The organism is Massilia rubra (assembly GCF_011682065.1).
Classification (GTDB): domain Bacteria; phylum Pseudomonadota; class Gammaproteobacteria; order Burkholderiales; family Burkholderiaceae_D; genus Telluria_A; species Telluria_A rubra.
On the sequence record NZ_VUYU01000031.1, the window covers coordinates 21,579 to 46,232 of the forward strand.

23 protein-coding genes are annotated in these 24,654 nt (G+C 67.0%); 11 read left to right on the plus strand and 12 right to left on the minus strand.

What is annotated here, in order from left to right; translation table 11 throughout:
* Positions 1 to 5: 5 nt before the first annotated feature.
* From F0185_RS29130 to F0185_RS29140, 3 genes are all read right to left on the minus strand, one after another.
* Complete coding sequence (locus F0185_RS29130; RefSeq protein WP_229477256.1) at positions 6 to 569, minus strand: hypothetical protein; 564 nt, start codon at positions 567 to 569, stop codon at positions 6 to 8.
* A 17-nt stretch (positions 570 to 586) separates the two neighbouring features.
* The gene (locus F0185_RS29135; protein WP_167231054.1) at positions 587 to 1,852 is read right to left on the minus strand and encodes a hypothetical protein; all 1,266 of its coding nucleotides are present in this window, start codon (positions 1,850 to 1,852) and stop codon (positions 587 to 589) included.
* A 72-nt stretch (positions 1,853 to 1,924) separates the two neighbouring features.
* Positions 1,925 to 5,122, minus strand: a complete 3,198-nt coding sequence (locus tag F0185_RS29140) for a penicillin-binding transpeptidase domain-containing protein (protein WP_167231057.1) — start codon at positions 5,120 to 5,122, stop codon at positions 1,925 to 1,927.
* Between the two features lie 228 nt (positions 5,123 to 5,350).
* Between F0185_RS29140 and F0185_RS29145 the strand changes: the two genes are divergently transcribed.
* Positions 5,351 to 6,223: a thrombospondin type 3 repeat-containing protein gene (locus F0185_RS29145; protein WP_167231060.1), complete on the plus strand. Its 873-nt coding sequence runs from the start codon at positions 5,351 to 5,353 to the stop codon at positions 6,221 to 6,223.
* Between the two features lie 51 nt (positions 6,224 to 6,274).
* Here the strand turns inward: F0185_RS29145 and F0185_RS29150 are convergent, their stop codons facing one another.
* The 5 genes from F0185_RS29150 to F0185_RS29170 form a co-directional block, all read right to left on the minus strand.
* Positions 6,275 to 8,395: a peptidase domain-containing ABC transporter gene (locus F0185_RS29150; protein ID WP_229477254.1), complete on the minus strand. Its 2,121-nt coding sequence runs from the start codon at positions 8,393 to 8,395 to the stop codon at positions 6,275 to 6,277.
* On the minus strand, positions 8,392 to 9,462 hold the full coding sequence (locus F0185_RS29155) for an HlyD family secretion protein (protein WP_167231066.1): 1,071 nt from the start codon (positions 9,460 to 9,462) through the stop codon (positions 8,392 to 8,394). The genes F0185_RS29150 and F0185_RS29155 overlap by 4 nt, the downstream gene beginning before the upstream one ends.
* Positions 9,459 to 9,692, minus strand: coding sequence for a hypothetical protein (locus F0185_RS29160; RefSeq protein WP_167231069.1), 234 nt, complete (start codon positions 9,690 to 9,692; stop codon positions 9,459 to 9,461). Before F0185_RS29160 ends, F0185_RS29155 begins: the two co-directional genes overlap by 4 nt.
* Complete coding sequence (locus F0185_RS29165) at positions 9,664 to 10,617, minus strand: hypothetical protein (RefSeq protein ID WP_167231072.1); 954 nt, start codon at positions 10,615 to 10,617, stop codon at positions 9,664 to 9,666. Before F0185_RS29165 ends, F0185_RS29160 begins: the two co-directional genes overlap by 29 nt.
* 114 nt (positions 10,618 to 10,731) lie before the next feature.
* Positions 10,732 to 10,920, minus strand: coding sequence for a hypothetical protein (locus F0185_RS29170; protein ID WP_167231075.1), 189 nt, complete (start codon positions 10,918 to 10,920; stop codon positions 10,732 to 10,734).
* A gap of 189 nt (positions 10,921 to 11,109) precedes the next feature.
* On the opposite strand from F0185_RS29170, the gene F0185_RS29175 reads away from it, so the two are divergent.
* From F0185_RS29175 to F0185_RS35525, 6 genes are all read left to right on the plus strand, one after another.
* Positions 11,110 to 11,784, plus strand: coding sequence for a ribonuclease HI family protein (locus F0185_RS29175; protein WP_167231078.1), 675 nt, complete (start codon positions 11,110 to 11,112; stop codon positions 11,782 to 11,784).
* Positions 11,785 to 11,809: 25 nt separating this feature from the next.
* A complete protein-coding gene (locus tag F0185_RS29180; RefSeq protein WP_167231081.1) occupies positions 11,810 to 12,487 on the plus strand; it encodes an HD domain-containing protein in 678 nt (225 codons plus the stop codon).
* Positions 12,488 to 12,740: 253 nt separating this feature from the next.
* A complete protein-coding gene (locus F0185_RS29185) occupies positions 12,741 to 13,985 on the plus strand; it encodes an MFS transporter (RefSeq protein ID WP_167231084.1) in 1,245 nt (414 codons plus the stop codon).
* Positions 13,986 to 14,010: 25 nt separating this feature from the next.
* Positions 14,011 to 14,844: a substrate-binding periplasmic protein gene (locus F0185_RS29190; RefSeq protein ID WP_167231087.1), complete on the plus strand. Its 834-nt coding sequence runs from the start codon at positions 14,011 to 14,013 to the stop codon at positions 14,842 to 14,844.
* A 129-nt stretch (positions 14,845 to 14,973) separates the two neighbouring features.
* Positions 14,974 to 15,837 carry an archaetidylserine decarboxylase gene (gene asd / locus F0185_RS29195; protein WP_167231090.1) on the plus strand — a complete coding sequence of 288 codons (864 nt, stop codon included), beginning with the start codon at positions 14,974 to 14,976 and terminating at the stop codon, positions 15,835 to 15,837.
* 20 nt (positions 15,838 to 15,857) lie between these two features.
* The gene (locus F0185_RS35525; protein ID WP_167231093.1) at positions 15,858 to 17,309 is read left to right on the plus strand and encodes a C13 family peptidase; all 1,452 of its coding nucleotides are present in this window, start codon (positions 15,858 to 15,860) and stop codon (positions 17,307 to 17,309) included.
* A gap of 63 nt (positions 17,310 to 17,372) precedes the next feature.
* Here F0185_RS35525 and F0185_RS29205 read toward each other — a convergent pair whose 3' ends face one another.
* Both F0185_RS29205 and F0185_RS29210 read right to left on the minus strand, forming a co-directional pair.
* On the minus strand, positions 17,373 to 18,005 hold the full coding sequence (locus tag F0185_RS29205; RefSeq protein ID WP_167231096.1) for an NAD(P)H-dependent oxidoreductase: 633 nt from the start codon (positions 18,003 to 18,005) through the stop codon (positions 17,373 to 17,375).
* A gap of 280 nt (positions 18,006 to 18,285) precedes the next feature.
* Positions 18,286 to 19,206, minus strand: coding sequence for a LysR family transcriptional regulator (locus F0185_RS29210; RefSeq protein WP_167231099.1), 921 nt, complete (start codon positions 19,204 to 19,206; stop codon positions 18,286 to 18,288).
* A gap of 109 nt (positions 19,207 to 19,315) precedes the next feature.
* Here F0185_RS29210 and F0185_RS29215 point away from each other — a divergent pair, with 109 nt between their 5' ends.
* The 3 genes from F0185_RS29215 to F0185_RS29225 all read left to right on the plus strand — a co-directional run bounded on the left by F0185_RS29215 (position 19,316) and on the right by F0185_RS29225 (position 21,526).
* Positions 19,316 to 19,915 (plus strand): FMN-dependent NADH-azoreductase, encoded by a 600-nt coding sequence (locus F0185_RS29215; RefSeq protein WP_167231102.1) that lies wholly within the window; start codon positions 19,316 to 19,318, stop codon positions 19,913 to 19,915.
* Positions 19,916 to 19,962: 47 nt separating this feature from the next.
* Complete coding sequence (locus F0185_RS29220) at positions 19,963 to 20,829, plus strand: pirin family protein (RefSeq protein WP_167231105.1); 867 nt, start codon at positions 19,963 to 19,965, stop codon at positions 20,827 to 20,829.
* Positions 20,830 to 21,028: 199 nt separating this feature from the next.
* Positions 21,029 to 21,526 (plus strand): hypothetical protein, encoded by a 498-nt coding sequence (locus tag F0185_RS29225; RefSeq protein ID WP_187362681.1) that lies wholly within the window; start codon positions 21,029 to 21,031, stop codon positions 21,524 to 21,526.
* On the opposite strand, the gene F0185_RS29230 is transcribed toward F0185_RS29225, so the two are convergent.
* The gene (locus F0185_RS29230) at positions 21,496 to 22,617 is read right to left on the minus strand and encodes an acyltransferase family protein (RefSeq protein ID WP_167231108.1); all 1,122 of its coding nucleotides are present in this window, start codon (positions 22,615 to 22,617) and stop codon (positions 21,496 to 21,498) included. The two genes, F0185_RS29225 and F0185_RS29230, sit on opposite strands and share 31 nt — an antisense overlap.
* 87 nt (positions 22,618 to 22,704) lie before the next feature.
* Here F0185_RS29230 and F0185_RS29235 point away from each other — a divergent pair, with 87 nt between their 5' ends.
* Positions 22,705 to 23,685 (plus strand): M14 family metallopeptidase, encoded by a 981-nt coding sequence (locus tag F0185_RS29235; RefSeq protein WP_167231111.1) that lies wholly within the window; start codon positions 22,705 to 22,707, stop codon positions 23,683 to 23,685.
* Between the two features lie 13 nt (positions 23,686 to 23,698).
* Here F0185_RS29235 and F0185_RS29240 read toward each other — a convergent pair whose 3' ends face one another.
* Complete coding sequence (locus tag F0185_RS29240; protein WP_167231114.1) at positions 23,699 to 24,631, minus strand: 4-hydroxyproline epimerase; 933 nt, start codon at positions 24,629 to 24,631, stop codon at positions 23,699 to 23,701.
* Between the last annotated feature and the right edge of the window lie 23 nt (positions 24,632 to 24,654).

The window sequence follows — 24,654 nt, forward strand, 5'->3', positions numbered from 1 at the left end:
GTTTCTCACGCGGGCACCGGTTCCACCGCGAAGCGCGCGCCGCACTGCTGGAAGTGCGATGCCGGCGCGCCATCGAAGCGCCAGCCGCATTCCAGTTCGCCGTCGGCGTCGAGCCGCCCTTGCAGCAAAATCGCCCCTCCGCCGTCGACCACGCGCAGCATCGCTTGCTCGCGCAGCAGGCGCGCGGCGAACGGCGCGGCGGCGTCGAGCGAGAGGATCAGGCGCCAGTCGTCATCGTGGGCCACGAAATGCAGCGTCCAGTAACCGTCGTCGGTCAACAAGCGCGCCAGGTCGGCGCCACCGGAGGCGGCGCGCAGCATGCCGGCGCTGCCGCTCCAGCTGTCGTCATTGGCCGCGCGCGCGGCGCCGCGCCGCTCGATCGCCAACTGGCGAAAGCGCCGCAAGGTCAGCGGCGAGGCACGCAGGGCCGCCAGTTCCGCGCTGTTCAATGGTTGGCTGCCGACGATGGCGGCGAGCAGCACGGCGTCGGCCAGCATCAGGCGGTCGCCCTCCACGCGCGGCGACAGCAGCAGGCGTTCAAGCAGCTTGCGCTCCGGTCCCTGGTTCATTTTCACATCATTCTCCTTCATGGAACAGCGTCGAGCAGGCTGGCGATGGCGGCGTCGCGGCGCTTGCGCAGGGTTGGCAGCGAGACCTGGTCCAGCAGCGCCAGTTGCTGCATGGTCGGCAGCTCGCCGGTGGCCGGGTCCAGCCATTCGCCGGGATAGCTGTCGTCCTGCCCACCGATCATCTTGAGATACACGGCGAGGCGCACAGGCAGCGAAGTCGCCGCCAGTGCGCGGGCGATCCAACTGCCGTGCTCCTGCGCCGCCCACGCCAGTTCCATGAAGCGGGGGGGCAGTGAAAGGCTGGCGGCAATCGCGCTGTCGTACAGGACCGGCTGCGGCGCCTCGGGCGCGGCCGGATCGGGCTCCGCGCCGTCGCTGTCAAGCGCCACCTCCGGCAGGATGCGGCTTTCGCCCTCTTCGACGGCGGCGTCGGCCACCCTCCACAGGTCTTCGAGCCAGTTGGCCGCTTCGCCGGCGTCGTGCAGCCAGTCGCTGTCGCGGTTGGACGACAATTCTTCGTAGTCGCCGATCTCGAGCAGCATGACGCCGATCTTCCCGGGGCTGGTTTTCAGGTTGGCGAAGCGCTTCGATTTGGTGTGCAACGGCCCCGCGCCGCCGCCGAAGCGTTCCAGCGACTCGCTCCAGCGCAGCACCCACTCGGCCTTGCAGGCGCCGATGGAGCGCATCTGGCGCACTTCGATCGGCATCGCCGTCACCTCGCGTCCGAGAATGGCCGCCACCTGCGCCGCATGTTCGCGCCAGCCGCCGAAAATGCGCGCAATATCGCTGTAGGCGGTGTCCAGCATGCGGTACGCATACATCTTGTTAGGGCTGCAAGCGCGCCCGCAGGCGACCTGGTAGTTGTCCGAATCGACCTTATCGCGCACGCCCGCGTACATATCGTTGACCTTTTTGCGCAACATGGCATCGCCGCCGGGAGCAGCCCAGAACGGGCCGATTTTCCGGTGTTCGTTGGCCACCGCGGCGCACAGCGCGGCCCAGTCGGCGGGGCGCGCGCGCAGCTCGTACAACAGGCTCAGTGCCAGTTCGAGCACGCTTTCGCCATAGCTGTTGGCGCTCGCCCCGGCACGCGCCGAGCGCGCGCACGCGCGCAGCGCTTCGGCCGCCAGGTCGACATACTCGGCCAGCGTATCGGGCGCGTCTGGCGCATCAAGCAGGCGCGCCGGCGACAGAACCGCGAACGCCGCCAGGGAGCAGTGCCCAAGCAGTTTGCGCACCTGTTCCCAGCCCTGCTCCTGATACCGGGTTCCCGGCAAGCGCATCGCATCCCCATCGTTGTCTTAGCATCAAAATAATGCCATACAACCGGGATCGGCAAGGCGCGCTTGAAACGCCTATTTACCCTTCTGTTCTGGATTGCGCGCCGCCATCGCCCCAAGCACCGCCGCCACGATGGGCGCCGCGTGCTCGCCCCCGGTAGCGTCGGAATGGCTGACAAAGGCCGCCACCGCCAGGCGCCGGGTCTGGCCCGGCAGGCTGCCCGGCTCCAGCCAGCCGGTGAACCACACCGTGGCCAGGTCGCGTCCCTCCACGACGGAAGGCGAGGTGCCGGTCTTGCCGGACAGGCCACGCCGCACCGCCGCCAGGTGCGCGCCGCGAAAAGCGCCGGCCGCCGTGCCGCTGTCGACCACGCCCTTCATGCCGGAGCGCACCCGGTCCAGGCGCACGCCGAGCGCCGGCGTGGCGCCGGCAAGCGCGTCGCGGCCGTCGAGCGAGAGCAGCAGGCGCGGAGCGATCACCCTGCCCTCGCCCACTGCGCCGGCCACCAGCGCCATTTGCAGCGGCGTGACCTGCATGCGCAGGCCGATCGCCATCTGGCGCAGCTCGTGGCGCGTGTGAATCGGATCGATGTGGGCGGCACTCGCTTGCAGCGCGTCCCAGCTGGACCACGAGAAGTCGGGCGGCAGCAAGCCGCCATCGAGGCGCGCGGCCTGCTCGAAGCCGAGCCGGTGCGCCATCGCCACGATCGGGCGCACGCTGTCGAGCGCCCCGCCGTCGAGCGCCTGCAGGTCGGGCGCGCCGCCGTCCGGCCGCCCGAACAGGCTGCGGTCGCTCAGCTCACCGGACCAGGCGAACCAGGTATTGAGGCTGTAGGTCAGCGCCTGCGACAAGCCAAGACGTCCATCCTGCGCGCGCCGGTCGAGGTGCTGGTCCTTGTAGTTGGTGATGTGGGCCAGTCTGGTATCGAGCGGATAACTGGCCGCGTTGGTCTGGAAGGCGAAGCCCTTCGAGTGCGCCATGCGGTTGATCGCCGGCAACGGCAGGCCGGCCAGCAGCGCTTCGAGCTGCGGATCGCGCCTGGCGGCCAGTTCCAGCCCCAGCGCACTGATTACCTTGAAGGTCGAACCGGGGCTGCGGTGGGCGCCGCCATCGTGCTGCAAGGCCGGCAGGCGCAGCGGGCTGCGGGCCGGATTGGCGCGGTCGAAATCGCGCACCTCGTTCCAGTTGGCCGGGGTGACGGCGCCGCCGCCGGCGCCGGCCGCCGCCAGCACGTCGCCGGTGGCGGTATCGAGGATCACCAGGCCGGCCTGGCGGCCCGGCGTCACCGCCTGCGCGCCGCTGCAGGCGCCGCCGCTCCAGCGGCCGCGCCGCATGCCGATGCACTCGAGCGCCTGCTGGCTCGCCGTTTGCAGGGCCAAATCGAGGGTCAGGCGCGCCTGGTGGGTCACGCCATCGGGCGCGGGCAGGCGCGCCAGCATGCCGGCCACGCTGTTGGCGTGCGCCGCGCGGATGCCGAGCAGCGGCGCCAGTCCCGCATCGAGCGCCGCGCGGCTTGGCTCGCCGCCGCTCCAGAGGACCGTGCCATGACGGTCGGCCAGGGTCACCGACGCCAGGGACGTGGCGCGGGCGGTGGCGCTGTTGGCCGCCAGCGGCTGCCATGCCAACTGGCCGCCGGCCACGCGAAGATGGCGATACTGCTGGTCGCCCGCCAGTCCCGCCATGCGCAGCGGCGCGGCGCTGAGGGTGATGCCGCGCGCGCCGGGCTCCACGTCCAGCACCAGCGACTGGACCGACCCAGCCGAGGGGCAATCGCGCCCGCTGCAGGCGTCGCGGGGCTGGCCGCGCAGGCGCGCGCCGTCCACCGACAGCAGGCGGCCGACCAGCATCAATTCGATCGCCTGGCCGGCTTGCGCGGCACGCGGAAGCGCAAGCGTCAGGCGCGCGGGCGCACCGGCGGCGGCGTCCGGCCAGGCTTTGACGCGGGTCCATGGCGCCCAGCCTTGCGGCACATCGGCGAACAGGCGCGCGGCCGCCGGCGGCATCGACGCGGTGGTGGACGCCGGCGCGCTGGCCACGCTGGCCTGCCACTCGCCGACCTGCTGCGGCTTCATGCGCCACGCCAGCAGGCGCCGTTCGCTGTTGAACACCTGGACCTGTTCGCGCACATAGTCGCCGTCGGCCATGCGGTACAGGCGCTTGAGCAGCTTCAGGGAATCGGGATCGAGGCGCGCACCGGGCCAGCCGGCCAGTTGCGCGGCGCGCGTGCCGTCGCCGGCCGCCTGCCATGCCGCCAGGTCGCGCGGCGCCAGTTCCGCCAGTCCGCCGGAACCCAGGCGCACCAGGCCATGCCGCTGCAAGGCCTGGAACAGGGCCTGGTCTTCCAGGCTGGCGCGCGGCAGCAGCGGCACCTGGTAGCGACCGGGCGAGAACCACGCCGACACGGCCGGCCCGTCGGCCGGAAACGCCACCACCAGCGCTTTGGCGGCGCTGGCGACGTCGCCCGTTCGGAATAGCTGGACCAGCAGCTCGCCGGCCTGCGGACAGCGGTTGCTGGCACGGCGCTGGAAGCGCAGGGCGGCGTCTTTCCAGACCAGCCAGCCCTCGCGCCGCAAATCGACCGCGCCGCGCGCGCCCCCAGCGGCGAGCGTACCCTCGCCAACCCAGCGCATGGCCGGCTGCGCCCCGGTCCATTCGAGCCGCAATGGGGCGGCATAATCGGCCGAGGCCCTGCCGCTCAGTTGTACTTGCGGCATGCCCGCCACGTCCGGCCCGGCCAGGGCGATGTTACGCAGCGTGACCGGGCTGGCCGAGGCGTCGTTGCGGGCGACCCAGCGCGCCACGTCGGCGAAGCGGTAGCCGATGCGCAGCGGAAGCAGGCGCGCATTGGCGGGACCCTGCATGTGCGTACACAGGTCGATCCGCACCGGCGGCGCGCTGCGCAGCCTGGACGCGACCAGCAGCGTTCCGCCAGCATGGGACGTGACGCCGATGCCGGGCTGCGGCGCCACGCTAAATTGCGCTCCGGGCAAGGCGCCCTGCAAGGCATCGGCCGGTACCGGCAGGCCGGCGTCGTGCAGGATGGCGGCGCCGGGTTCCGATGACGCGGCCAGGTGGCGCGCGTGGGCGCCGATCAGCAGCGCGCCCGCGCAGGCGGCGATGACGCCGGCCGCGCCGATCCAGTGCGCGGACGTGAGCGCAAACGTGCGTGGCGCCACCGCTTGCCGCGAACCCTGGCGCAAGTGGCGCGCGCGGCGCCATGCCGTCCGGCGTCCGGACCACGCCTGCATAACCGAATCGAGCCAGCCTGTCATCATTTCTCCGCAAATTCCGTGGCACGCCTCGCGCGTGGCCTGCCTGGCACTAGCGGGGGGCCAGCGAAACCATGCAAGCTTATCAACTGTGCAAGCTTGCCGGCCCACGTTACGGAACTTACGTTTGCCCCGGATTCTGTTTCAATTGTAAGCAGGTGAATCAATGGTCCGGAAGCGTCGGGCGCCTTGCTATATTGGATTCATAGGAATTCACAAGGAGAAGTAAAAATGAAGCGTACCCTGACCTTTGCAGCACTGATCACCCTTGGCGCCGCCGGTTTCATGCCGCTGCCGTCGGTCGCTCAAACTGACTTCCGTGTGATCATCAACACCGCCCCGCCCGCACCGCGCTTCGAAAGCGTGCCGGCGCCACGCAGCGGCTACGTGTGGGCGCCCGGTTTCTGGAACTGGGAAAACAACCGCCACGTCTGGACCGCCGGCCACTGGGAAAGCGCGCGCAGCGGCTACGAATACCGCCGTACCGAATGGATCCGCGATAACAACAGCTATCGACTCAACCAGGGTGGCTGGCAGCAGGTGTCGCAGCAAAACTACGCGGTAGTGCGCGTCGCGCCGCCACCGCCACGTTACGAACGCATGCCGCGCCCACGCGCCGGCCATGTGTGGGTTCCCGGTCACTGGGAATGGCGCGGCAACCGCCACGCCTGGATCGGCGGCCAGTGGATGCGCGAACGCGCAGGCTATGTGTACTCGCAGCCGGCCTGGGTCCAGCGCGACGGCAACTGGTACATGGAACCGGCCCGCTGGAGCCGCCATGGCGAAGGCCGCGACCGCGACCGTGACGGTATCCCGGACCGCCTCGAAGGCCGCGACCGTGACCGTGACGGCATCCCGGACCGCCTCGAGGGCCGCGACCGTGACCGCGACGGCATCCCGGACCGCCTGGAAGGCCGCGACCGCAACCGCGATGGGGTGCCGGACCGCCTGGAACACCGTGACCGCGACCGTGACGGCGTGCCCGACGCCTACGACCGCGATCGCGACAACGACGGTGTGCCCAACCGCGTCGACCGCGACCGCGATGGCGACGGCGTCCCGAACCGCCGCGACAGCCGTCCCGACAATCCACGCCGCGACTGATACGGTGTAGTTTCAGCAAGCGCCAGCCCGGCTACCCGGCTGGCGCTTTTTTCATGCCTCGCCCGACGCCATGCGCGCGAGATAAGCGGCCCTGCCCTCTTCCCCGCGCAGGTCGCAGGCCACCTTGCCCTCTTCGAGCACGATGATGCGCCCGGCCGACAGGATCGTTTCGCGCCGGTGCGCGACGATGATGCGGGTCATCGGCAAGGCGCCGATGGCGGCGTTGACAGCCTGCTCGCGCTGCACATCCAGATGGCTGGTCGCTTCATCGAGCAACAGCAGGACCGGTTCGCGGTACAGCGCGCGCGCGATCAGGATGCGCTGTTTCTGCCCGCCCGACAAGACCGTGCCCATGTCGCCGATCAGCGTATGAAAACCCATCGGCATCGCGTTCACGTCGTCCTCCACGGCGGCGCGGCGCGCGCATTCGCGGATCCGTTCCATCGACGGCGCATCGGCAAAGAAGCTGATGTTGTCGGCGATCGAGCCGGCGAACAGCTGGTCGTCCTGCATCACCACGCCGATCTGGGCGCGGTATTCGCCCAGGCCGCTCCGGTTGAGCGCACGGCCGTCGACTTCGATGTCGCCCGCTACCGGCTCGAGCAAACTGGCCAACAGGCGCAGCAAGGTCGTCTTGCCGCAGCCGGACGGGCCGACAATGGCCACCGATTCGCCGGCCGCGATCTCCAGGTCGATCCCATCGAGCACCCAGGGATCGCCCGCGCCGTAGCGAAAGCGCAGATCGCGCAGGCGGATCGCCATCGGTTTGCTGTCCTGGTTCGACGGCAGCGGAAGGTGGCACACTTCCGGCGGCGTGAGCGCAATATCGGCCAGCCGTTCGGCGTGCAGGCGCAGCATGAACAGGTCGAGCGCCTTGTTGATCAAGGCGCTCACGCGCCCCATGAACTGGTCCTTGTAGCTGATAAAAGCGAGCAGCATCCCGACCGAGAAGGTATTGTCCAGCACGCGCTCGGCCCCCAGCCACACCACCAGGATCGCGATAATGCCGATCAGGAGCGAGTTCACGGTGCGGAACATCAGCCCCAGTTTTTGCGTGGTCACCTGGCGGTTCACGGTTTCCACCAGCAGGTTGAGCCAGTGGGCCTGGCGCGAGGCCTGCGCATTGAACAGTTTAATGGTGCGCATGCCGCGCAGGGTTTCGAGAAAGTGGCTGTCGCGCTTCGCGCCCCACACGATCGCTTCGACCGAGGCATCGCGCAGCGCCGTGTACGACGCGGCGCGCACCAGCGCATACAGCACGCTCCCCGCCACCACCAGCATGGTCAGTTGGGGCGCGTAGAACAGCATCACGCACAGGGTGATGGCCGCCATCAGGCCGTCGAGCAGGATTTCGACCATGTCGGTGGTGATCGCTTGCAGGATCACTTCCTGGGAGCCGAAGCGCGACATGATGTCGCCCAGGTGGCCGAACAGGCTGGCGCGCCCGGCCACCTTGATGGTGCTGGAAATGGCGATCAGGGTGGCGCCGCGCGCCGCCGTCACCGCCACCCGGATGATCAGCAAAAAAGCAAACCCCAACGAGAGCGTCAGCAGCAGGTCACGGTCGGCGCTGACCAGCGCTTCGTCGACCACCCACTGCATGAAGAACGGGCTGACCACGGCCAGCACCTCGATCGCCAGCGCCATGGCGGCCAGTGCGAACAGCGACTGCTTGACGCCCGTCATGCGCCCGAGCAGCGCGGCGAGGCGCACACGCGGGCGCGCCTGTCCCGACTCGAAAGCGGCGGTGGGACTCAGTTCCAGCGCCACCCCGGTAAAGTGTTTCAGCACGGCGGCGCGCGGCAAGCGGCGCACGCCGACCGCCGGATCGTGGATCACGACGCCCTTGGCGCTCACCTGTTTCAGGACCACGAAGTGGTTCAGGTCCCAGTGCAGGATACAGGGCGTGGCCAGCATCTCCAGTTCTTCGGGTTCGAGCCGCAGTGGCCGCGAGGCCAGTCCCAGGTGCACGCCGATGCTGACCAGGTCCTTGAGCGTGGCGCCGCGCAGCGACATGCCGAAGCGGCGCCGCAGGTGCGCCAGGTCGCTGCCGTTGCCATGGTATGCGGCGATCATCGCCAGGCAGGCCAGAGCGCATTCGGCCGCTTCGGTTTGCAGGATCGACGGCAGGCGCACGCCCAGGCCGGCGGCGGCGTCAAGTGGTTTGCTCATCGCCCCAGTCTCCCGGTGATGGTGTAGACCGGATCGAGCACCCATTCGTACAAACGGCGGCGCTCGAGCAAAATATCGGCGTCGACCTGCATGCCGGGGGCAAGCGGCACGCGAGCGCCGTAGGCCGTTACATCCTGGCGCGCCAGCGTGACGGTGATGCGGTACAGCGCTTCGCCGGCCTTGCCGTCGCCCGCCACCGCCCCGAACTGGGCCGGCAGCTCGGCCGGCTCGATGCCGGTGCGCGACATGCTCTTGATGGCGCCGGTGTAGTGCCCGAATTTTTGATACGGATAGGCCAGGTAGCGCAGCTGGACCTGCTGCCGCGCCCGCACGAAGCCGATGGCCCGGCTCGACGCGTACAGGTGCGCCTCCAGGGTGGCGCCGCGCGGCACGATGCTCAGCACCGGCGTGCCGGTGTTCACCGCCGCCCCGCGCGAGGTATGGATCGCGGTCACGGTGCCGGCCTGCGGGGCCGTGATGAGCAGTTCACGCTTGGCCGCCACCTCGGCCAGTTCGCGGTCGATGGCGCTGGTGTTGCGCGCCACCAGCGCGTTTTGCGTGGCCAGCTTGAGCGGCATGTCGTTCAGTTCCGCCTCCAGCGCCATGCGTTCGCGCCCGAGCGAGGACAAGGCGCGCTCCAGCGAACGCAGCTTGCCCGCCTGGTCGAGCGTGGCTTCGGCCGTGTTCTGCACCTGCTGCGCCGAGATGAAGCCGCGCGCCTTGAGTTCTTCGAGCCGCTTTTCGGAGGTGCGGGCCAGGGCCACGCGGCGTTTTTGCAGGGCGATTTCCTGCACCATGTTCTCTTGCTCGGCGCGCGCGGCGGCGATACGGTCGACCAGCATGGCGCGCTGCTGTTCGAACGACTGGGTCGCGCGCGCCTGTTCGGCGCCCAGGCTGGCGCGCTGCGCCCGCAGTTCCTGCGCCGCCTGGGCGTTGGTCTCGCCCACGGCCACGCTGCGTTCCTCGCCCGACAGCGCAACGAGCGCCTGGCCGGCGGCGACCACGTCGCCTTCGCGCACCATCAACTTGGTGGCCACGCCCACGCGCGGCGAAAACACGCGGATCATGCCCTGCTCCGGCACCAGCCAGCCACGCGCGCCTTGCGCGTGTAGCTGGCCATGAACAGCGTGGCCGTGATGGCGGCGACGATCAAGAGCGAGGCGCAAGCGTACCAGCGGTGCGACAGGCGCGGGCGAATGGCGACCGTGCCGAGCCAGCGCGTTTGCTGTTCACTGAGCACCTGCGGCCGGAACAGCGGCTGCCCGGCCTCACTCTTCGATGAAGTAGTCGCGGACATCGTAACTGACCTCGATCATGCGGGCGATTTTTTTGATGCGCAGCACTTTGCCGATGCGCGGATTGGCAAAGTCGCGCATCAACGGCGGGCGCGGCGCGTTGAAGAAGTAGCCGGGATCCTGGGCGACGATCGACTTGGCCACCAGATCGAGTTCGTCGCGCGAACTGACGGTCTGGATCACGCATGGCGCGTGGGTGACGCCCAGTTCGAGCAAGGCGCAGGTGCGGTGGTAGCCGTTGTTGAGGACCAGCCGGCCGCTGTCGTCGTCGCACACGGCGTTGAGGATGTTGGCGCTGTAGCCGACCACCAGGCCGAGCACGCCGGCAACCATGCCGGAAGCGCGGTAGTCGTTCAGTTGATCGGGGCGCAGCAGCACCGGTTCGTGAAAGCGGAAATCGGTGGAGTCGGAGCGGAACACGTAGCGCTTCGAGCCAGCCTCGCGGATCTGGACCGGCGCGCGCGCCTCGTCGGGCGGGAAGCAAAAATTGAACAGCGCGGCCGCATCGGGATTCGGCCCCAACTGCGCCTTGAGCTGGTCCACAAAGGTGCGCGTGACGTGGTTCTGGCATACCACCATGCGCCCCAGTTCGACCATGGCGATGCGGGTCGGCAGGCTGTTGAAGGTGCGCGCGTACTGCGAACCGGCGCATACCTGCGCGGCCAGCGGCGCCATTGCGGCAGGCAGCGCGGCGCAGTCCAGATCGTCGGCAATGCCGGCCTCGGTTTTTGCCAGTTCTTCGTAATACAGGTTGGCCGCGCTCCATTCGCGGATCAGCGCGGGACGAATGGCCTCGATCGACTCGGCGCACAGGTCGTCGGCGAAATCGAGATATTTTTGCAGCGGCGCCTGGCCGAGCAGCCACAGTTCTTCGTGGGTCGGCCGCGCCAGCGCGGCCTCGGGTGCCGGGATGTCGGAATCGTGCATTTTGCAACCTCACTGGAGAATTCAGGCCACCGCCGCGTCCGGCGGCGGACTGAAGAAGTAGTTCCGCCAACTAACGGAACAATTGCACGGCAATACGCTTAAGCAAGAAACGCTTTACAGCAGCCATCCGAGCAGGCCGCCACGGCCGCGGCTGTGCGACTTGCTGCCGCAACCACGGCTTTTGCTCTTGCTTTTGCTCTTGCAACGGCTCTTGCTCTTGCTCTTGCTGTGGCATTTGGTGTGGCAATCGGATTTGCCGCCGCCGTACACATGTTGCAGTTCAGTGCTGGTCAAGTTACGCATGATGTTCTCCTTGAATAATTGAAACTGGTTGAGTGGCAATTCCACTCACCTCGTGCAGACCGCTAAGGGCCATACTAGGCATTGACGGGCTCGGCAGTTTGATGCGCCACAATCGTGCTGATGAGGGCTTCCAACCGTCGCAAGCGCATCATTTGGGCAACAAATTGCCGTTACGGTTATGCTGTCGCCATGACCGAACTCACCCATTTGCTGGCGGCGGCCTTCAAGTCCGAACGCAGCGCCAGCCGCAAGCTCGCCGCCCGCACCGGCATCGGCGAAGAACAAGCCTTGCGCACCACGCTCGAACAACGCGCCGGCGCGCACGGCCTGGCGCACCTGCTCGAGCAACGCGCCGCGCTGGCGGCGACCGAAACGGCGCGCCTGGCCGCGCGCGACGCCAGGCGCGCACTGGCGCGCAGCGCCACCACCGGCAAACACGATGGCCCGCCGTGCGCCTGGCGCGCCTGGTTCGACGGCTCGGCGCACCCCAATCCGGGACGCTGCGGCATCGGCGCCCTGCTCACCGGCCCGGCCGCGGAAAAAATCGAGATCTCCCGCCCGGCCGGCTACGGCAACAGCAGTGAAGCGGAATACCTGGCGCTGATCGCGGTGCTCGAAGCGGCGGTCGCCATCGGCGCGCGCGGCTTGAGCGTGCATGGCGACAGCCGCGTCGTGATCGACGATGTGAATGGCCCGGCGTCGGCCGGCGCGCCATCGCTGCGCGAGTACCGCGCGCGCGCGCAGGCGCTGCTGGCGCGGATCGACGACGCCTGCGTGCGCTGGCTGCCGCGCCACAAGAACCAGGCCGCCGACGCCCTCTCGCAGCGCGCCGTGGCCGCGTTCGAACCAGCGGACATGGCATAATCGCTCCCCCTACCCGGAGCATGCAATGACCACCGACGAACTGAGTACCTGGCAGCCACGCCTGCAGGCCCTGGCCAGCGCCGCCTGCGGCGACGACGGCGCCCACGACATCAATCACCTGCAGCGCGTCTGGCGCAATGCGCAGGCGCTGCTGGCCAGCCACCCGGAAGCCGACGCGCTGGCCGTGATGGCGGCCTGCTACCTGCATGACCTGGTCAACCTGCCCAAGAACCATCCGCAGCGCGGCATGGCCTCACGCCGCTCGGCCGAACTGGCGCGGCGCGAACTGGCCGCGATCGGCTTCCCGGACGAGAAGCTCGACACGGTGGCCCACGCCATCGAAACCCACAGCTTTTCGGCGGCGCTGCCAGCGCACACCATCGAAGCGAAGCTGGTGCAGGATGCCGACCGCCTCGACGCCCTGGGCGCCGTGGGCCTGGCGCGCCTGTTCTATATCGCCGGCCAGATGGGCAGCGCGCTGGCCCATCCCGACGACCCGCTGGCCGAGCACCGTGAGCGCGACGACCGCGCCTATGCGCTCGACCATATCGAAGTCAAGCTGGCCAGGTTGCCAGGGATGATGCAGACCGCCGCCGGGCGCGCGCTGGGAGCGGCCCGGCTGGCGCAACTGACGACCTTCCGGGCCGCCTTCGCGCAGGAATGGACTTTAGAGCCTATCCCAGTAGATCGGAGTCGCAGCTGACGCGCCTGGCAAACGCGGGCTGCCTCGGTATTGCTGCGCAATACCCTCGTCGTTGCATGGCTAGCCATGCGGCCTCCTCGCGCCTTGCCCGCGCTTGCCATGCATCGCCTACGCGCATGTCGCCTACGCGCATGTCGCCATCCGCTTCCCCCGATCTACTGAGATAGGCTCTTGTAGGCACGGCCGCGCTCGCAACTGGCGGAGTAGGCTAAGATACGGCTTCCCCTTTCGCGCCCTCCCCGGGCTTTTCTCCATGAGCAGTAGTCCCGCCGCCGCACCTGTCGCCCCCCTACCCCCGACCAGCCTCAATTTCGTGCTGGTCGCGGTCTTCATCGACATGCTCGGCATCGGCCTGATCATCCCGGTCATGCCGCCCCTGGTCGGCCAGTTCGTGCACGGGCGCGATGAACAGGCCTTCTGGTTCGGCGTGCTGGCCATGGTGTTCGGGCTGATGCAGTTCATCTTCATGCCCATGCTGGGCGCCATCAGCGACCGCGTGGGACGGCGCCCGGTGATGCTCTATTCGATGGCCGGCATGTGCCTGAACTTCCTGTTTACCGCCTGGGCGCCCAACCTGGCGTTCATGTTCATCGGCCGCGTGATCGGCGGGATGTCCTCGGCCAGCATGTCGGTCGCCTCGGCCTATGCGTCCGACATATCGACGCCGGAGACGCGCGCCAAAAGCTTCGGCAAGGTGGGCGCCGCCTTCGGCCTGGGCTTCATCTGCGGCCCGGCGCTGGGCGGCATGCTCGGCGAAATCAACCTGCAACTGCCGTTCTACGTGGCCGCCGCCCTGTGCGCCGCCAACTTCGTCTACGGTTACATCGCCGTGCCCGAGTCGCTGCCGCTGTCGCGCCGCTCGGCGTTTACCATCGCGAAGATCAACCCCTTCTCGTCGCTGCTCAAACTGGTGCGCCGCACCGACATCCGCGCGGTGGTGATCGTGTTCGCCCTGACCAGCTTCGCCCAGATGATGCTGCAGTCGACCTGGGTGCTGTACACCACCTTCCGCTTCAACTGGAGCCCGGGCGACAACGGCGTGGCCCTGTTCTGCGTGGGCCTGTCGGCGGCCGTGGTGCAAGCGGGCCTGCTGGGCATGCTGATGAAACGCTTCGGCGAGGTGCGCCTGTCGCTGCTGGGAATGGTCTCGGGCTGCATCACCTTTGTCCTGTACGGCCTGGCCACCAAGGGCTGGATGATGTACGTTTTCATATTGTGCAATTTGTTATCGTTTACCGTGGGCCCGGCCTTGCAGAGCATCATTTCGCGCGGTTCCGACGCGAATTCCCAGGGCGAACTGATGGGCTCGCTGCAATCGATCAGCAGCCTGGGGGTGATCTTCATGCCGCTGCTGGGCACCGCCATCCTGGGGCTGGCCAGCCACCTGCCGCCGCACGACTGGCGCATCGGCAGCACCTTCTTTTTGTGCGCCGCGATGCAGGCGGTGGCGGTGGGCGTTGCACTTTTCTATTTCAAATCACATCGGATGCGCACGTGAGGCGGGCATGCGCTAGAATTGGTAAATGGGCAAATCCTCTACTCGCAGTGGGACCCGCGCGGCCGCACTGATCGCCGCCGTCCTGGCCACCTGCGCCAGCGCCATGGCGACAGCTTCTTGCGAGCAACCATTTCTGGTCCCGGTCGCGCCCACGGGCCTGAGCGTGACGGTCAAAGGCGATGCGGTAAGCGGCATCTACCCCGACCTGCTGCGCGGCGTAAGCGCCAAAAGCGACTGCAAGTTCACGTTCTCGGTGGTGCCGCGCGCGCGCCAGGAAGCCATGTTCGAAGCCGGCAAGTCGCATCTGCTGCTGCCGGCCGTGCGCACCCCGCGGCGCGACCAGCATGGCTACTTCGTCCCAGTCATCGGCACCCGCGCCACCCTCATGTCGGTGGACGCCACGCGAGCGCCGGTGCGCTCGATCCGCGAACTGCTCGCGCGCAAGGAGCTGCGCGTGGTGCTGGTGCGCGGCTTCGACTACGGCACCGCCTACCTGGAACTGATCGATCAATTGTCGGCCCAGGGCCGCCTGCTGCTCGAAAAAGACGGCGCCGCCGTGGCGCGCGTGCTCGATGCCGGCTTTGCCGATGTGACCCTGATGGCGCCGACCGTCTTCGCCAGCGCCATCGCCGACGACAAGCGCTTCGCCTGGATGACGCCCAAGCTGCGCATCGAGCCGCTCGAGGAACTGCCGTGGGGCGAAAGCGGCATTTATATTTCGAAGCGGGCGGTGAGCGCCGGCGACCGCGCCGCGCTCCAGAACCTGTTGGCGGGCGCCGTCAAGTCGGGCGCCGTGTACGAAAGCCTCAAACGCCATTACCCGCCCGCCGTGCTGGCCGGCGGCGTGCGGCAGCGCTGAGCGGCGCCGCGCACCGCCGCTCCTTCCTGACTATTTTTCATCGCATTGGCCTTGCAGGGGCCGGAAAGCGCTGCACAGGCGCGGCGCGCCGTTATAATTGGCCATCGTTTTTTAAACAGGTTGAAGCCCGTGTCCGATCGCATAAAAGTCATTCCCCAGTATTTAATTCCCAAACAAGGTCTGACCCGGTTCGCGGGCCGCATCGCCGGCCACCAGGGCGGGCAGTACACCACCACCCTGATTCGCTGGTTCGTCGGCAAATACGGCGTGAACATGGAAGAAGCGGCCAATCCGGACATCGCCAGCTACGCCAGCTTCAACGAATTTTTCACGCGCCCCCTGCGCCAGGACGCGCGACCGCTGGCCAAGGCCGATTTCGTCTGTCCGGTCGATGGCGCGATCAGCCAGTTCGGCGGCATCGACGACGACCAGATCTTCCAGGCCAAGGGCCACAAGTTCAGCACCACCGCGCTGGTGGGCGGCGACGCAACCCTGGCGGCCCAGTTCCAGCATGGCAGTTTCGCTAACCTGTACCTCAGCCCCAAGGATTACCACCGCCTGCACATGCCGTGCGAAGGCCGCCTGACGCGCATGATCTACGTGCCCGGCGCGCTGTTTTCGGTCAATCCGACCACCGCGCGCGGCATTCCCGGCCTGTTCGCCCGCAACGAGCGCGTGGTCTGCGTATTCAACTCGAAGGAGCATGGCGCCTTCGTGCTGGTGCTGGTGGGCGCGACCATCGTCGGCAGCATGGCCACCACCTGGCACGGCCTGGTCAACCCGCCGCGCCCGGGCGTGGTCAAGGAATGGCGCTACGACGACAAGACCATCGTCCTCAAAAAAGGCGAAGAGATGGGCCGCTTCCTGCTTGGCTCGACCATCGTCATGCTGTTCAAGAAAGACACGATCGGCTTCAATCCCGAGTGGGCGCCGGAACGCTCGGTGCGCCTCGGTGAGGTGATGGGCAACAAGCCAGCCGCCAAACGCGCCTGATTCGACGGGGAGGCGACGTGGTGGACAACCTTACCAGTGCGCCGGTAGCGCACGCGCAGAGCGCGCCGCGGCCAAGCGTGTTGGTGACGTGGGACTGGCTCGCAGAAGCTGCGCGTTCGTCCCTGTTCCTGGCGCCACGCTGGCAACGGCTGGCGGCGTCGCCCTGGCAGATGGCGTTCCAGGTGCTGATCCACTACGGCCTGGGCATGCTGTTCCAGCGATCCTCCATCGAGGGCGAGGCCATTTTCCTGTGGCGCGCCTTGCTGGCCGGCTGGTTCGGCGCCCTGCTGACCGCATGGCTGTGCTACCTGATCCAACCCGATCCGCGCGTCAGCCGCAGCCCCCACAGCGCCCCCGGTGCGGCCCACTTGTTCACCTTGGTGATCGCGCAGTCGAACATTTTCTTGCTGTTGATCTTCGCTCTGCATGTTTCCCTGATTCGTACAGGCCTTGTCGGCGACACCAGCGCCTGGGCGCAATGGATCGTCTGGAGCGTGCCGATACTGTGGAGCGTACTTGCAAGGCTGGCGTTGCTGCTGCGCGCCGCCCGCCCGCTTGCGTCGCTGCGGGCCATTGTCGCCATTGCCGTGGTGATGCTGACCTCTGTGCTGGAGTACCACCTTGCCCCCACGCCGATGGCCTGGCGCGCCGCGCCCCAACCCGAGGCGCCGGAAGAAGAACCGTTCATGGTCAGCCAGGAAATGATGGAAGCGCAGCTGCCCCTGCTCGACGAGCAGCTCGACGCGCTCAAGCCGCAGCGTCCGGGCGTGATCGACATGTACACGATCACCTTCGCGCCCTACCAGGGCGAAGAAGTGTTCCGGCGCGAGAGCGCCATGGTGGCCGACGTGATGGCCAGGCGCTTCGACGCCGCCGGCCGTGGCCTGCAACTGATCAACCACCGCAAGACGGCCGAAGAACTGCCGTGGGCCACGCCGCTGAACCTGCAGCGCGCCATCGAAGGCATTGGCGCCATCATGGACCGCGACGAAGATGTGCTGTTCATCCATATGACCTCGCACGGGGCGTCGGACGGCGAACTGGCGGCCAATTTCTGGCCGATCGATGTGGAACCGGTGATGCCGCCGGACCTGAAGGAATGGCTCGATGCGGCCGGCATCCGTTACCGCGTGCTGTCGATTTCGGCCTGCTTCGCCGGCAACTGGATCGCGCCGCTGGCGGCCGACGGCACCCTGGTGATGACGGCGTCGGACGCCGACCATACGTCCTACGGCTGCGGCAAAAAGTCGCCGCTGACGTTCTTCGGCCGCGCCATGTACGACGAACAGCTGCGCACCACCACGCGCTCGTTCACCGAGGCCCATGCCGCCTCGCGCAAGATCATCCTGCAACGCGAAACCGCAGCCGGCAAGGACGATGGCTATTCGAATCCGCAGATCAAGGTGGGCGGCAAGATCGTGCCGGTGCTGGAACGGATGAACAAGCGGCTGGCGGAAAAGCCGTCAGCGTAGCTTGAAGGAGCCGGCGCCCAGGCGCCGGCCATCCTGAGAAATCGGCTATGAAGCCGGTGTCGTTCAGGCCATCCGGGTGATGAACTCGTCGCTCGGGCGACGCACTTTTTTCAGGTTGACCAGCCAGTCGCCTTCGGCTTCGCGATAACCGAGCGCCATGATCGCCACCGAGCGCAAACCACGCGCGCGCAGGCCGAGCAATTCGTCGAGCTGGTCGGGATTGAAGCCTTCCATCGGGGTCGCGTCGACCTGCTCGAAAGCGGCCGCCGTCAGGCCGATGCCCAGGCCAATGTAGGCCTGGCGCGCGGCGTGTTCGAAGTTGACCTTCGGGTCACGCTGCGGATAGATCGACAGGATGAACTTGCGGTAGTTCTCCCAGCCTTCGTTGACCATGCCGCGCTCTTCGTTCACCAGGTCGAACATGGCGTTGATGCGTTCTTCGGTGTAGTTGTCCCAGGCCGCAAAAACCACCATGTGCGAACCATCGGCCACCTGGCCCTGGTTCGAGGCGATCGGACGCATTTTCTCGCGCAGCTCGGGGTTGCTGATCACGATCAGTTCGAACGGCTGCAGGCCGCTCGATGTCGGCGCCAGGCGCACGGCTTCCAGAATGCGGTCGACTTTGTCTTCCGGGACGACTTTGGTGGCGTCGAATTTTTTGGTGGCGTAGCGCCAGTGGAGTTTTTCAAGCAGCATGGAATGTCCTCTTATATAGTCGTTCGGGTAATGTCAAGGCCAGGGCGCACACGAGAGCGGCGCCGCGGGGAACCTATTATCTTCGATTCCCCGCTCCAGCGTATCCGAGCGGAAAATTCGCCCTAGTGTCCTGAGTTGGAAATTCGTTGATTATAAATATGGCGAAATCGTGCTGAGACAAGGAACAAAGCGCAGACAGGCAAGCGCCTGGCGAGCATTTGTGACGCGGTATCGGCGCGATTATCGCCATATTTATTCAACGAATTTCCAACTCAGGACACTAGACCATCCCCATGCGCTTGCGCGCTTCGGTGCAGCACAGCCCTTCCATCATGTCGAGGAAGGCGCGGGTCTTGGCCGGCATCAGGCGCCGGCCTGGGAACACGGCCCACCCGGTCACCTGCGGCAAGTCCCACTCGGGCAGCACGCGCACCAGCTCTCCCTTGGCCACGCAGGGCGCGGCAAACAGGTCGGAACTGGCCGCAATCCCCGCCCCGGCGCACGCCACGCGCGTGAGCAGGTCGGGCGAATTGGCGGTCAGGCGGCCGGGTAGATCGCGCTCCCACACGGTCTTGCCGCGCGTGAGGCGCCATGGCGACGGCCCGCCCCCGCGACTCAAAAGGCACAGCAGGTCGTGCTTGAGCAGGTCGTCCGGATGCTCCGGCAAGCCGCGCAGCGCCAGGTACGACGGCGCCGCGTACAGCGCCATTTGTTCGAGCGCCACGCGGCGCGCGTTGAGCGAAGCGTCGTCCGGCAGGTCGCCCATCCGGATCGCGATGTCGAAATTTTCGCTCACCAGGTCGACCCGGCGCGGCGACAGGTCCAGCTCCAGGGTGATGGCCGGGTACTGCGCCATGAAGTGCGTCATGACCTGGGTCATGCCAAGGCTGGCGAAATCGGCCGGCATCGAAATGCGCAGCCGCCCGCTCGGGGCCTGCTGGCGGTGCTGCACCAGCGCGCCCGCCGCCTCGACTTCTTCGACCACCTTGCGCGCGTGATCGAGCAGGCTGGCGCCGAACTCGGTGAGCATCAGCTTGCGCGTGGTCCGCTGCAGCAAGCGCTCGCCCAGTTTCGCTTCCAGCAGCGCGATGCGGCGCGAGACGGTCGACTTGGGCAAGTCGACCCGCAGCGCGGCCTGGCTGAAGCTGCCCGCCTCCACGATCCGTGCGAACAAGAGCAGGTCATTCGGTTCCACATCCATTTGATTGTCCCACTGGCAGAATAATGATATCCATTTTACAGACTTCCGCATTGATTATGGGACGCGTAAAGTAACTACATCGCAGTTCAACGTAGAAAAAGGAAATAAAATGAACATCTTGCAAATCAATTCCAGCGCCCGTTCGACCGGTTCCGAGTCCACCCGCATGGCCGACGCCATCGTCGCCAAGCTGCAAGCGGCCAACCCCGGCGCGCAACTGACCCGCCGCGACCTGGCCAGCAACCCGCATCCGGCGCTCGACGAGCCAACCCTGGGCGCGCTGTTCACGCCAGCCGACCAGCGCACGCCGGAACAAGCGGCCCGCGTGGCCTTGGATGACGCCCTGATCGCCCAGGCGCAGGCCGCCGACACCATCGTCATCGGCGCCCCGATGTACAACTTCGGCAGCTCGGTGCAGCTCAAAGGCTGGTTCGATGCGATTGCCCGCGCCGGCGTCACCTTCGCCTACACCGCCGCCGGCCCGGTCGGCAAACTGACCGGCAAAAAAGTGTACGTGGCCTTCGCCCGTGGCGGCATGTACCGCGACACCCCGAACGACACCCAGACCCCGCACCTGAAAATGCTGCTCGGTTTCCTCGGCATGACCGACGTCACGTTCGTGTACTCCGAAGGCATGGCCATGGGTCCGGAAGCGGTCGTCAAGGCGCAGGCCGAAGCGAACGCCGAGATCGAAGCCGCAGTAGCCTGATTCACCCGGGACGACGCTGCATCACAGTAAAAACGCAGGAGAGAAAAATGACACAAGAATTGAACATCGTACACACGCCGCGCGCCGTCGAGCGCCTGGTGGGCGGCCAGTTCGTGATGGACGGCGCTGGCGTCAGGATCAACCGCGTGCTCACCCAATCGTTGCAGCGTCGCCTGGACCCGTTTTTGATGCTCGACGCCTTCGGCAGCGACAAGCCGGGCGACTATATCGCCGGTTTCCCCGAACACCCGCACCGGGGCTTCGAGACGATTTCGTACATGATCGCCGGCAGCATGCGCCACCGCGACAGCGCCGGCAACGAAGGCCTGATCACCGATGGCGGCGTGCAGTGGATGACGGCCGGGCGCGGCGTGGCCCACTCCGAGATGCCGGAACAGAGCGACGGCATGATGGAAGGCTTCCAGCTGTGGCTTAACCTGCCGGCCAAGGACAAGATGACCGCCCCATGGTACCGCGACATTCAGGACACCGAGATCCCCCGCTTCACCACCGGGGCGGGGGTAACGGTGCAAGTGATCGCCGGCGCCAGCCACGGCGTGCAAGGCGCGGTGCGGCGCGAAGGCACCGAGCCGCTGTACCTCGATGTCAACCTGCCGGCCAACGCCAGCTTCGAACAGGCGCTGCCGCCGGGGCACAACGCATTTTTATACGTATTCCGGGGCCAGGTGCTGGTCGGCGACAAACCGGTGCCGGCGGGCCGCATGGCGATCCTGGCCAATTCGGCGCAGGCCGACGGCGTGCGCATCATGGCCGCCCAGGACAGTCGCCTGATCCTGATCGCCGGGCGCCCCTTGAACGAACCAATCGCCCAGTATGGCCCGTTCGTGATGAATACCCAGGCCGAGGTGTTCCAGGCGGTCGAGGACTTCCGGGCCGGTCGCTTCGGCGCCTGAGGCATTAGGAGCCTGCGCGGCAGAAGCTCGTCGGCCGAAACGGGTGGAGAAAAGTCCCACTTCCCACCCATTTCTCGGTCTGTAGCCACGGCTACAGACCTCAAAAGTGGGTGTGAATTGGGTTCTTTTCCCATCCGTTTCGTCTCGACTCCTTCTGCCGCGCAGGCTCCTAGCCCCCCGCAACCACAAGGAGAACATCTTGCGCTACACTGGAGGCATGTTCCCAATCCTGACCCAGGCCCTGGCCTACGTGAGCCGTGTATGCGGCTTCGACACCCTCGACTCCTTCCCTCCCGGGCACGCCCACGCGCGTACCCACTGGAGCGGCGCGCATTTCGACATCGCCTCCGATCTCAAGCCGGACCAGATCGAGCGCGCCGTGTGCGAAAAAATCGCCAATACGCCGATGATTTTCTCGCACATCGCCAACCCCACGCCCGACATGCAACGGGTCATATTGGGCATGATCGGCAGCCGCGTACAGCACGGCGGCCAGCCGCTCGACCTGGTCGCACTGCTGATCGGCGCCTACCGCAGCCCGTACACCAAGGATGCCCTGCCCGGCCTGCGCGCCGCGATTGAAGTGAACGAGGGCGAGCCGCGCGCCGTGCTCGACTTCCTGGGCGACAGTGCCGCCGCATTCGGCGTGATCGACGCCGTGCCGCGTCAAAGCGGCTTGAAGTTGGTCGGCAGGTAGCGCGCGCGCACCGCCATGAATGGCCGTTCGACGCAGCGGTACAACACCCAGCCCGACAACACCGACAGCGCCAGCATGGCGCCGATGGCCACCGGCGAGCCGGCGCCGTAGCCGTGTTCCTTGAGCGGCGTGGCGGCCAGGATGCACACCTGCTTGTGCGTCAGGTAGATCGCATACGACCATAGCGCCATGCTGGCCGCGCCGGGCACGCGCATGGACCGCAGCAGCGACTTGCGGCCCAGGGCCGCCACGATCAGCAGCGAAAAGCCCAGCGCCAGCAGCGGATAGCCGAACACCGTCACGCCGAAGCCCTGGCGCTCGTCCAGGAACAGCCAGATCGCCAGGCCAATGACCGCCATGCCGGCGCCGCAGGCCAGGTTGCCGTTGGAGGTCAGCGTGCGCCACTGGCGCGGATGAAAATTTTTCAGCAGCGCCAGCGCCACGCCGGCCACCAGTTCGTCGAAGCGGCACAGGGTCGAGTAATAGATGTACTGGTAGTAGTTGCGCGAGCCGTGCGGATGATCAACGACCAGCTCCTGCCATGTATAGGCGCGCACCAGCATACCGGCCACGATGGCGGCCGCGATGGCGGCCCAGCTCCAGCGCAGGGAAGCGCGCAGCGAGGCGATCATCAGGGCCAGCGCCGGCAGCACCAGGTAGAACTGCTCCTCGATGCACAGCGACCAGGCGTGCGAAAACGCGGTGCCCGGCGCCAGGTTGATGTTTTGCGTGAACGTCAGGAAGCGCCACAGCGGCGGCAGTTCGAGACCGGCCCGAAACCACGGCGAAAAATAGTAAATCGCCAGCATCACGTAAAACACCGGCAGCGTGCGCAGGGCGCGCCGGCCGTAGAAGCGCGCCAGCGAAAAATCGCGCGGCGAGCGCATGGCGGCGAAGATCTGGTTGCCGATCAGGTAACCGGACAGGGCGAAAAACAGGTCCACCCCGATCCAGCCGATTTTTCCCACCCAGCCAAAGGTATCGGCGCGGCTGACGAACAGCACGTAGTGGTGCAGCACGACCAGGGTGACTGCCAGCGCGCGCAGGGTGTCGAGACCTTCGATGCGCTCTGTGGAGGAGGGAATTTTCATGCGCCAGATGATGCCACGGGGCGTCGGCAGGCGCCAGTAATGTCCGCTAGAATAGACGACCACCAATCAACAGGGCCACCCCAGACCATGACCACCGCACGCGAGCTGCAGTTCAAATCGATCAATTACACCGGCGCCAGCGCCGGCCCGCGCCTGATCGTCACCGGCGCCGTGCATGGCAACGAAACCTGCGGCACCAAGGCGATCCTGCGCGTGATGGAAGAAATCGACAGCGGCGCGCTGCATGTGGCGGCCGGCAGCGTGACCTTCGTCCCGGTGACCAATCCCCTCGCCTACGCGCTGAACCAGCGCTCGGGCGAGCGTAACCTGAACCGCAACCTGTTCCCCAACCCGCAGCCGGGGGACTTCGAAGACCGCGTCGCCAACTGGCTGTGCCCCCTGCTCGCCCAGCATGACGTCTTGCTCGACCTGCACTCCTTCAATGCGCAAAGCCAGCCCTTCGTCATGGTCGGCCCGCGCAACAACGACGGCGCCCTGCAACCATTTCGCCACGCCGAACAGGAACGCGCGCTGGCGCGCCGCCTGGGGGTGCGCCGTTTTGTCGACGGCTGGCTGGCGACCTACGGCCAGGGCGTGCAGCGGCGCCTGAAAAGCGGCGACGCCTCGACCCTCGACCTTGTGCTGCGCTACGGGATGGGCACCACCGAATACATGCGCAGCACCGGCGGCTATGCGCTCACGCTCGAATGCGGCCAGCACCTCGACCCGGCCGCACCAGGCGTGGCCTACCGCGCCATCGTCAATACGCTCGCCTTCCTTGGCCTGATCGACGCGCCGCGGCCCGAACCGATCGCGCTCGACCAGATGGAAGCGCTGTCGATGGTGGTGGTGCACGACAAGCTCGATGCGGGCGACCAGTTCAGCCGCGTGTGGTCCAGTTTCGACCCGGTGTCCACCGGTGACCAGATCGGCACGCGCGCCGACGGCACGCCGGTGCTGGCCGAATTCGACGGCAAGATCCTGTTCCCCGATGTGAACGCGGGGCCGAACTCGGAGTGGTACTACCTGACCCGCGCCAACACCGACTTCGAGCGCTTTACCGAGTAAGCGCCGGTGCGGCTCAGCGAATGCCCCACACAAATGGGTCGCTCTCGTCGAACAGCAGCTGCGCCGTGGCGTTGACCCAGGCCTTGCCACGAATGCTGGGCATGATGCGCTCGCCGTCGTAGCGGTAGGAGGCCTCGAACACGCTGCCGATGATGCTCTCCTGGCGCCATTGGGCGTGTTCGGCCAGCTTGCCGTCGGCCGCCAGGCACGCCAGCTTGGCGCTGGTGCCGGTGCCGCAGGGCGAACGGTCGTAGGCCTTGCCGGGACAGAGGACGAAACTCTGGCTGTCGGCCCCCGTGTTTGACTCCGCGAACAATTCGATATGATCGATCAGGGCGCCGTCGTCGCCGGTGACCTCGTTCGCCTCCAACGCATCGCGCAGCGCCACGCAGTAGGCGGTGAGTGCGTCGACGTTGGTGCGCTGCAGCGCCAGGCCGTGGCCGGAGACCAGGAAAAACCAGTTGCCGCCCCAGGCCACGTCGCCCGTGACCGGACCGGCGCCCGGCACCTGCACAGTGACCGCGTGGCGCGTGCGGTACGAGGCTACGTTGTCGATGGTGACCGCGCCGTCGTCATGCAACTGCGCCTCGATGACGCCGACCGGCGTATCGATGCGGTGCCGTCCGGGCTTGACGCGCCCCATGAACGCGAGCGAGACCACCACGCCGATCATGCCGTGCCCGCACATGCCGAGGTAGGCCACGTTATTGAAGAAAATGACGCCGGCCACGCAATCGGGCGCGAACGGCTCGCACAGCAGCGCGCCGACCAGCACATCGGAGCCGCGCGGCTCGCACACGACGGCCGAACGCACATGGTCGAAGTCGCGCCGGAAGCGCTCGCGCCGTTCGGCCAGCGGCCCGCCGCCCAGGTCCGGGCCGCCGTCGATGATCAGGCGGGTCGGTTCGCCGCCGGTATGGGAGTCGATGATGGAGATCGTTTTCATGTCACCAGCATACCCCGCGATGG

Coding starts and splice junctions, on each gene's coding strand:
- F0185_RS29135 (WP_167231054.1), bottom strand. CDS start 1,852: ATGCGCTTGCCGGGAACCCGGTATCAGGAGCAGGGCTGGGAACAGGTG.
- F0185_RS29205 (WP_167231096.1), bottom strand. CDS start 18,005: ATGCTGCTTGAAAAACTCCACTGGCGCTACGCCACCAAAAAATTCGAC.
- F0185_RS29220 (WP_167231105.1), top strand. CDS start 19,963: ATGACACAAGAATTGAACATCGTACACACGCCGCGCGCCGTCGAGCGC.
- F0185_RS29160 (WP_167231069.1), bottom strand. CDS start 9,692: ATGTCCGCGACTACTTCATCGAAGAGTGAGGCCGGGCAGCCGCTGTTC.
- F0185_RS29165 (WP_167231072.1), bottom strand. CDS start 10,617: ATGCACGATTCCGACATCCCGGCACCCGAGGCCGCGCTGGCGCGGCCG.
- F0185_RS29240 (WP_167231114.1), bottom strand. CDS start 24,631: ATGAAAACGATCTCCATCATCGACTCCCATACCGGCGGCGAACCGACC.
- F0185_RS29230 (WP_167231108.1), bottom strand. CDS start 22,617: ATGAAAATTCCCTCCTCCACAGAGCGCATCGAAGGTCTCGACACCCTG.
- F0185_RS29130 (WP_229477256.1), bottom strand. CDS start 569: ATGAACCAGGGACCGGAGCGCAAGCTGCTTGAACGCCTGCTGCTGTCG.
- F0185_RS29170 (WP_167231075.1), bottom strand. CDS start 10,920: ATGCGTAACTTGACCAGCACTGAACTGCAACATGTGTACGGCGGCGGC.
- F0185_RS29190 (WP_167231087.1), top strand. CDS start 14,011: ATGGGCAAATCCTCTACTCGCAGTGGGACCCGCGCGGCCGCACTGATC.
- F0185_RS29210 (WP_167231099.1), bottom strand. CDS start 19,206: ATGGATGTGGAACCGAATGACCTGCTCTTGTTCGCACGGATCGTGGAG.
- F0185_RS29185 (WP_167231084.1), top strand. CDS start 12,741: ATGAGCAGTAGTCCCGCCGCCGCACCTGTCGCCCCCCTACCCCCGACC.
- F0185_RS29150 (WP_229477254.1), bottom strand. CDS start 8,395: ATGAGCAAACCACTTGACGCCGCCGCCGGCCTGGGCGTGCGCCTGCCG.
- F0185_RS29175 (WP_167231078.1), top strand. CDS start 11,110: ATGACCGAACTCACCCATTTGCTGGCGGCGGCCTTCAAGTCCGAACGC.
- F0185_RS29235 (WP_167231111.1), top strand. CDS start 22,705: ATGACCACCGCACGCGAGCTGCAGTTCAAATCGATCAATTACACCGGC.
- F0185_RS29215 (WP_167231102.1), top strand. CDS start 19,316: ATGAACATCTTGCAAATCAATTCCAGCGCCCGTTCGACCGGTTCCGAG.
- F0185_RS29155 (WP_167231066.1), bottom strand. CDS start 9,462: ATGATCCGCGTGTTTTCGCCGCGCGTGGGCGTGGCCACCAAGTTGATG.
- F0185_RS29140 (WP_167231057.1), bottom strand. CDS start 5,122: ATGACAGGCTGGCTCGATTCGGTTATGCAGGCGTGGTCCGGACGCCGG.
- F0185_RS29145 (WP_167231060.1), top strand. CDS start 5,351: ATGAAGCGTACCCTGACCTTTGCAGCACTGATCACCCTTGGCGCCGCC.
- F0185_RS29180 (WP_167231081.1), top strand. CDS start 11,810: ATGACCACCGACGAACTGAGTACCTGGCAGCCACGCCTGCAGGCCCTG.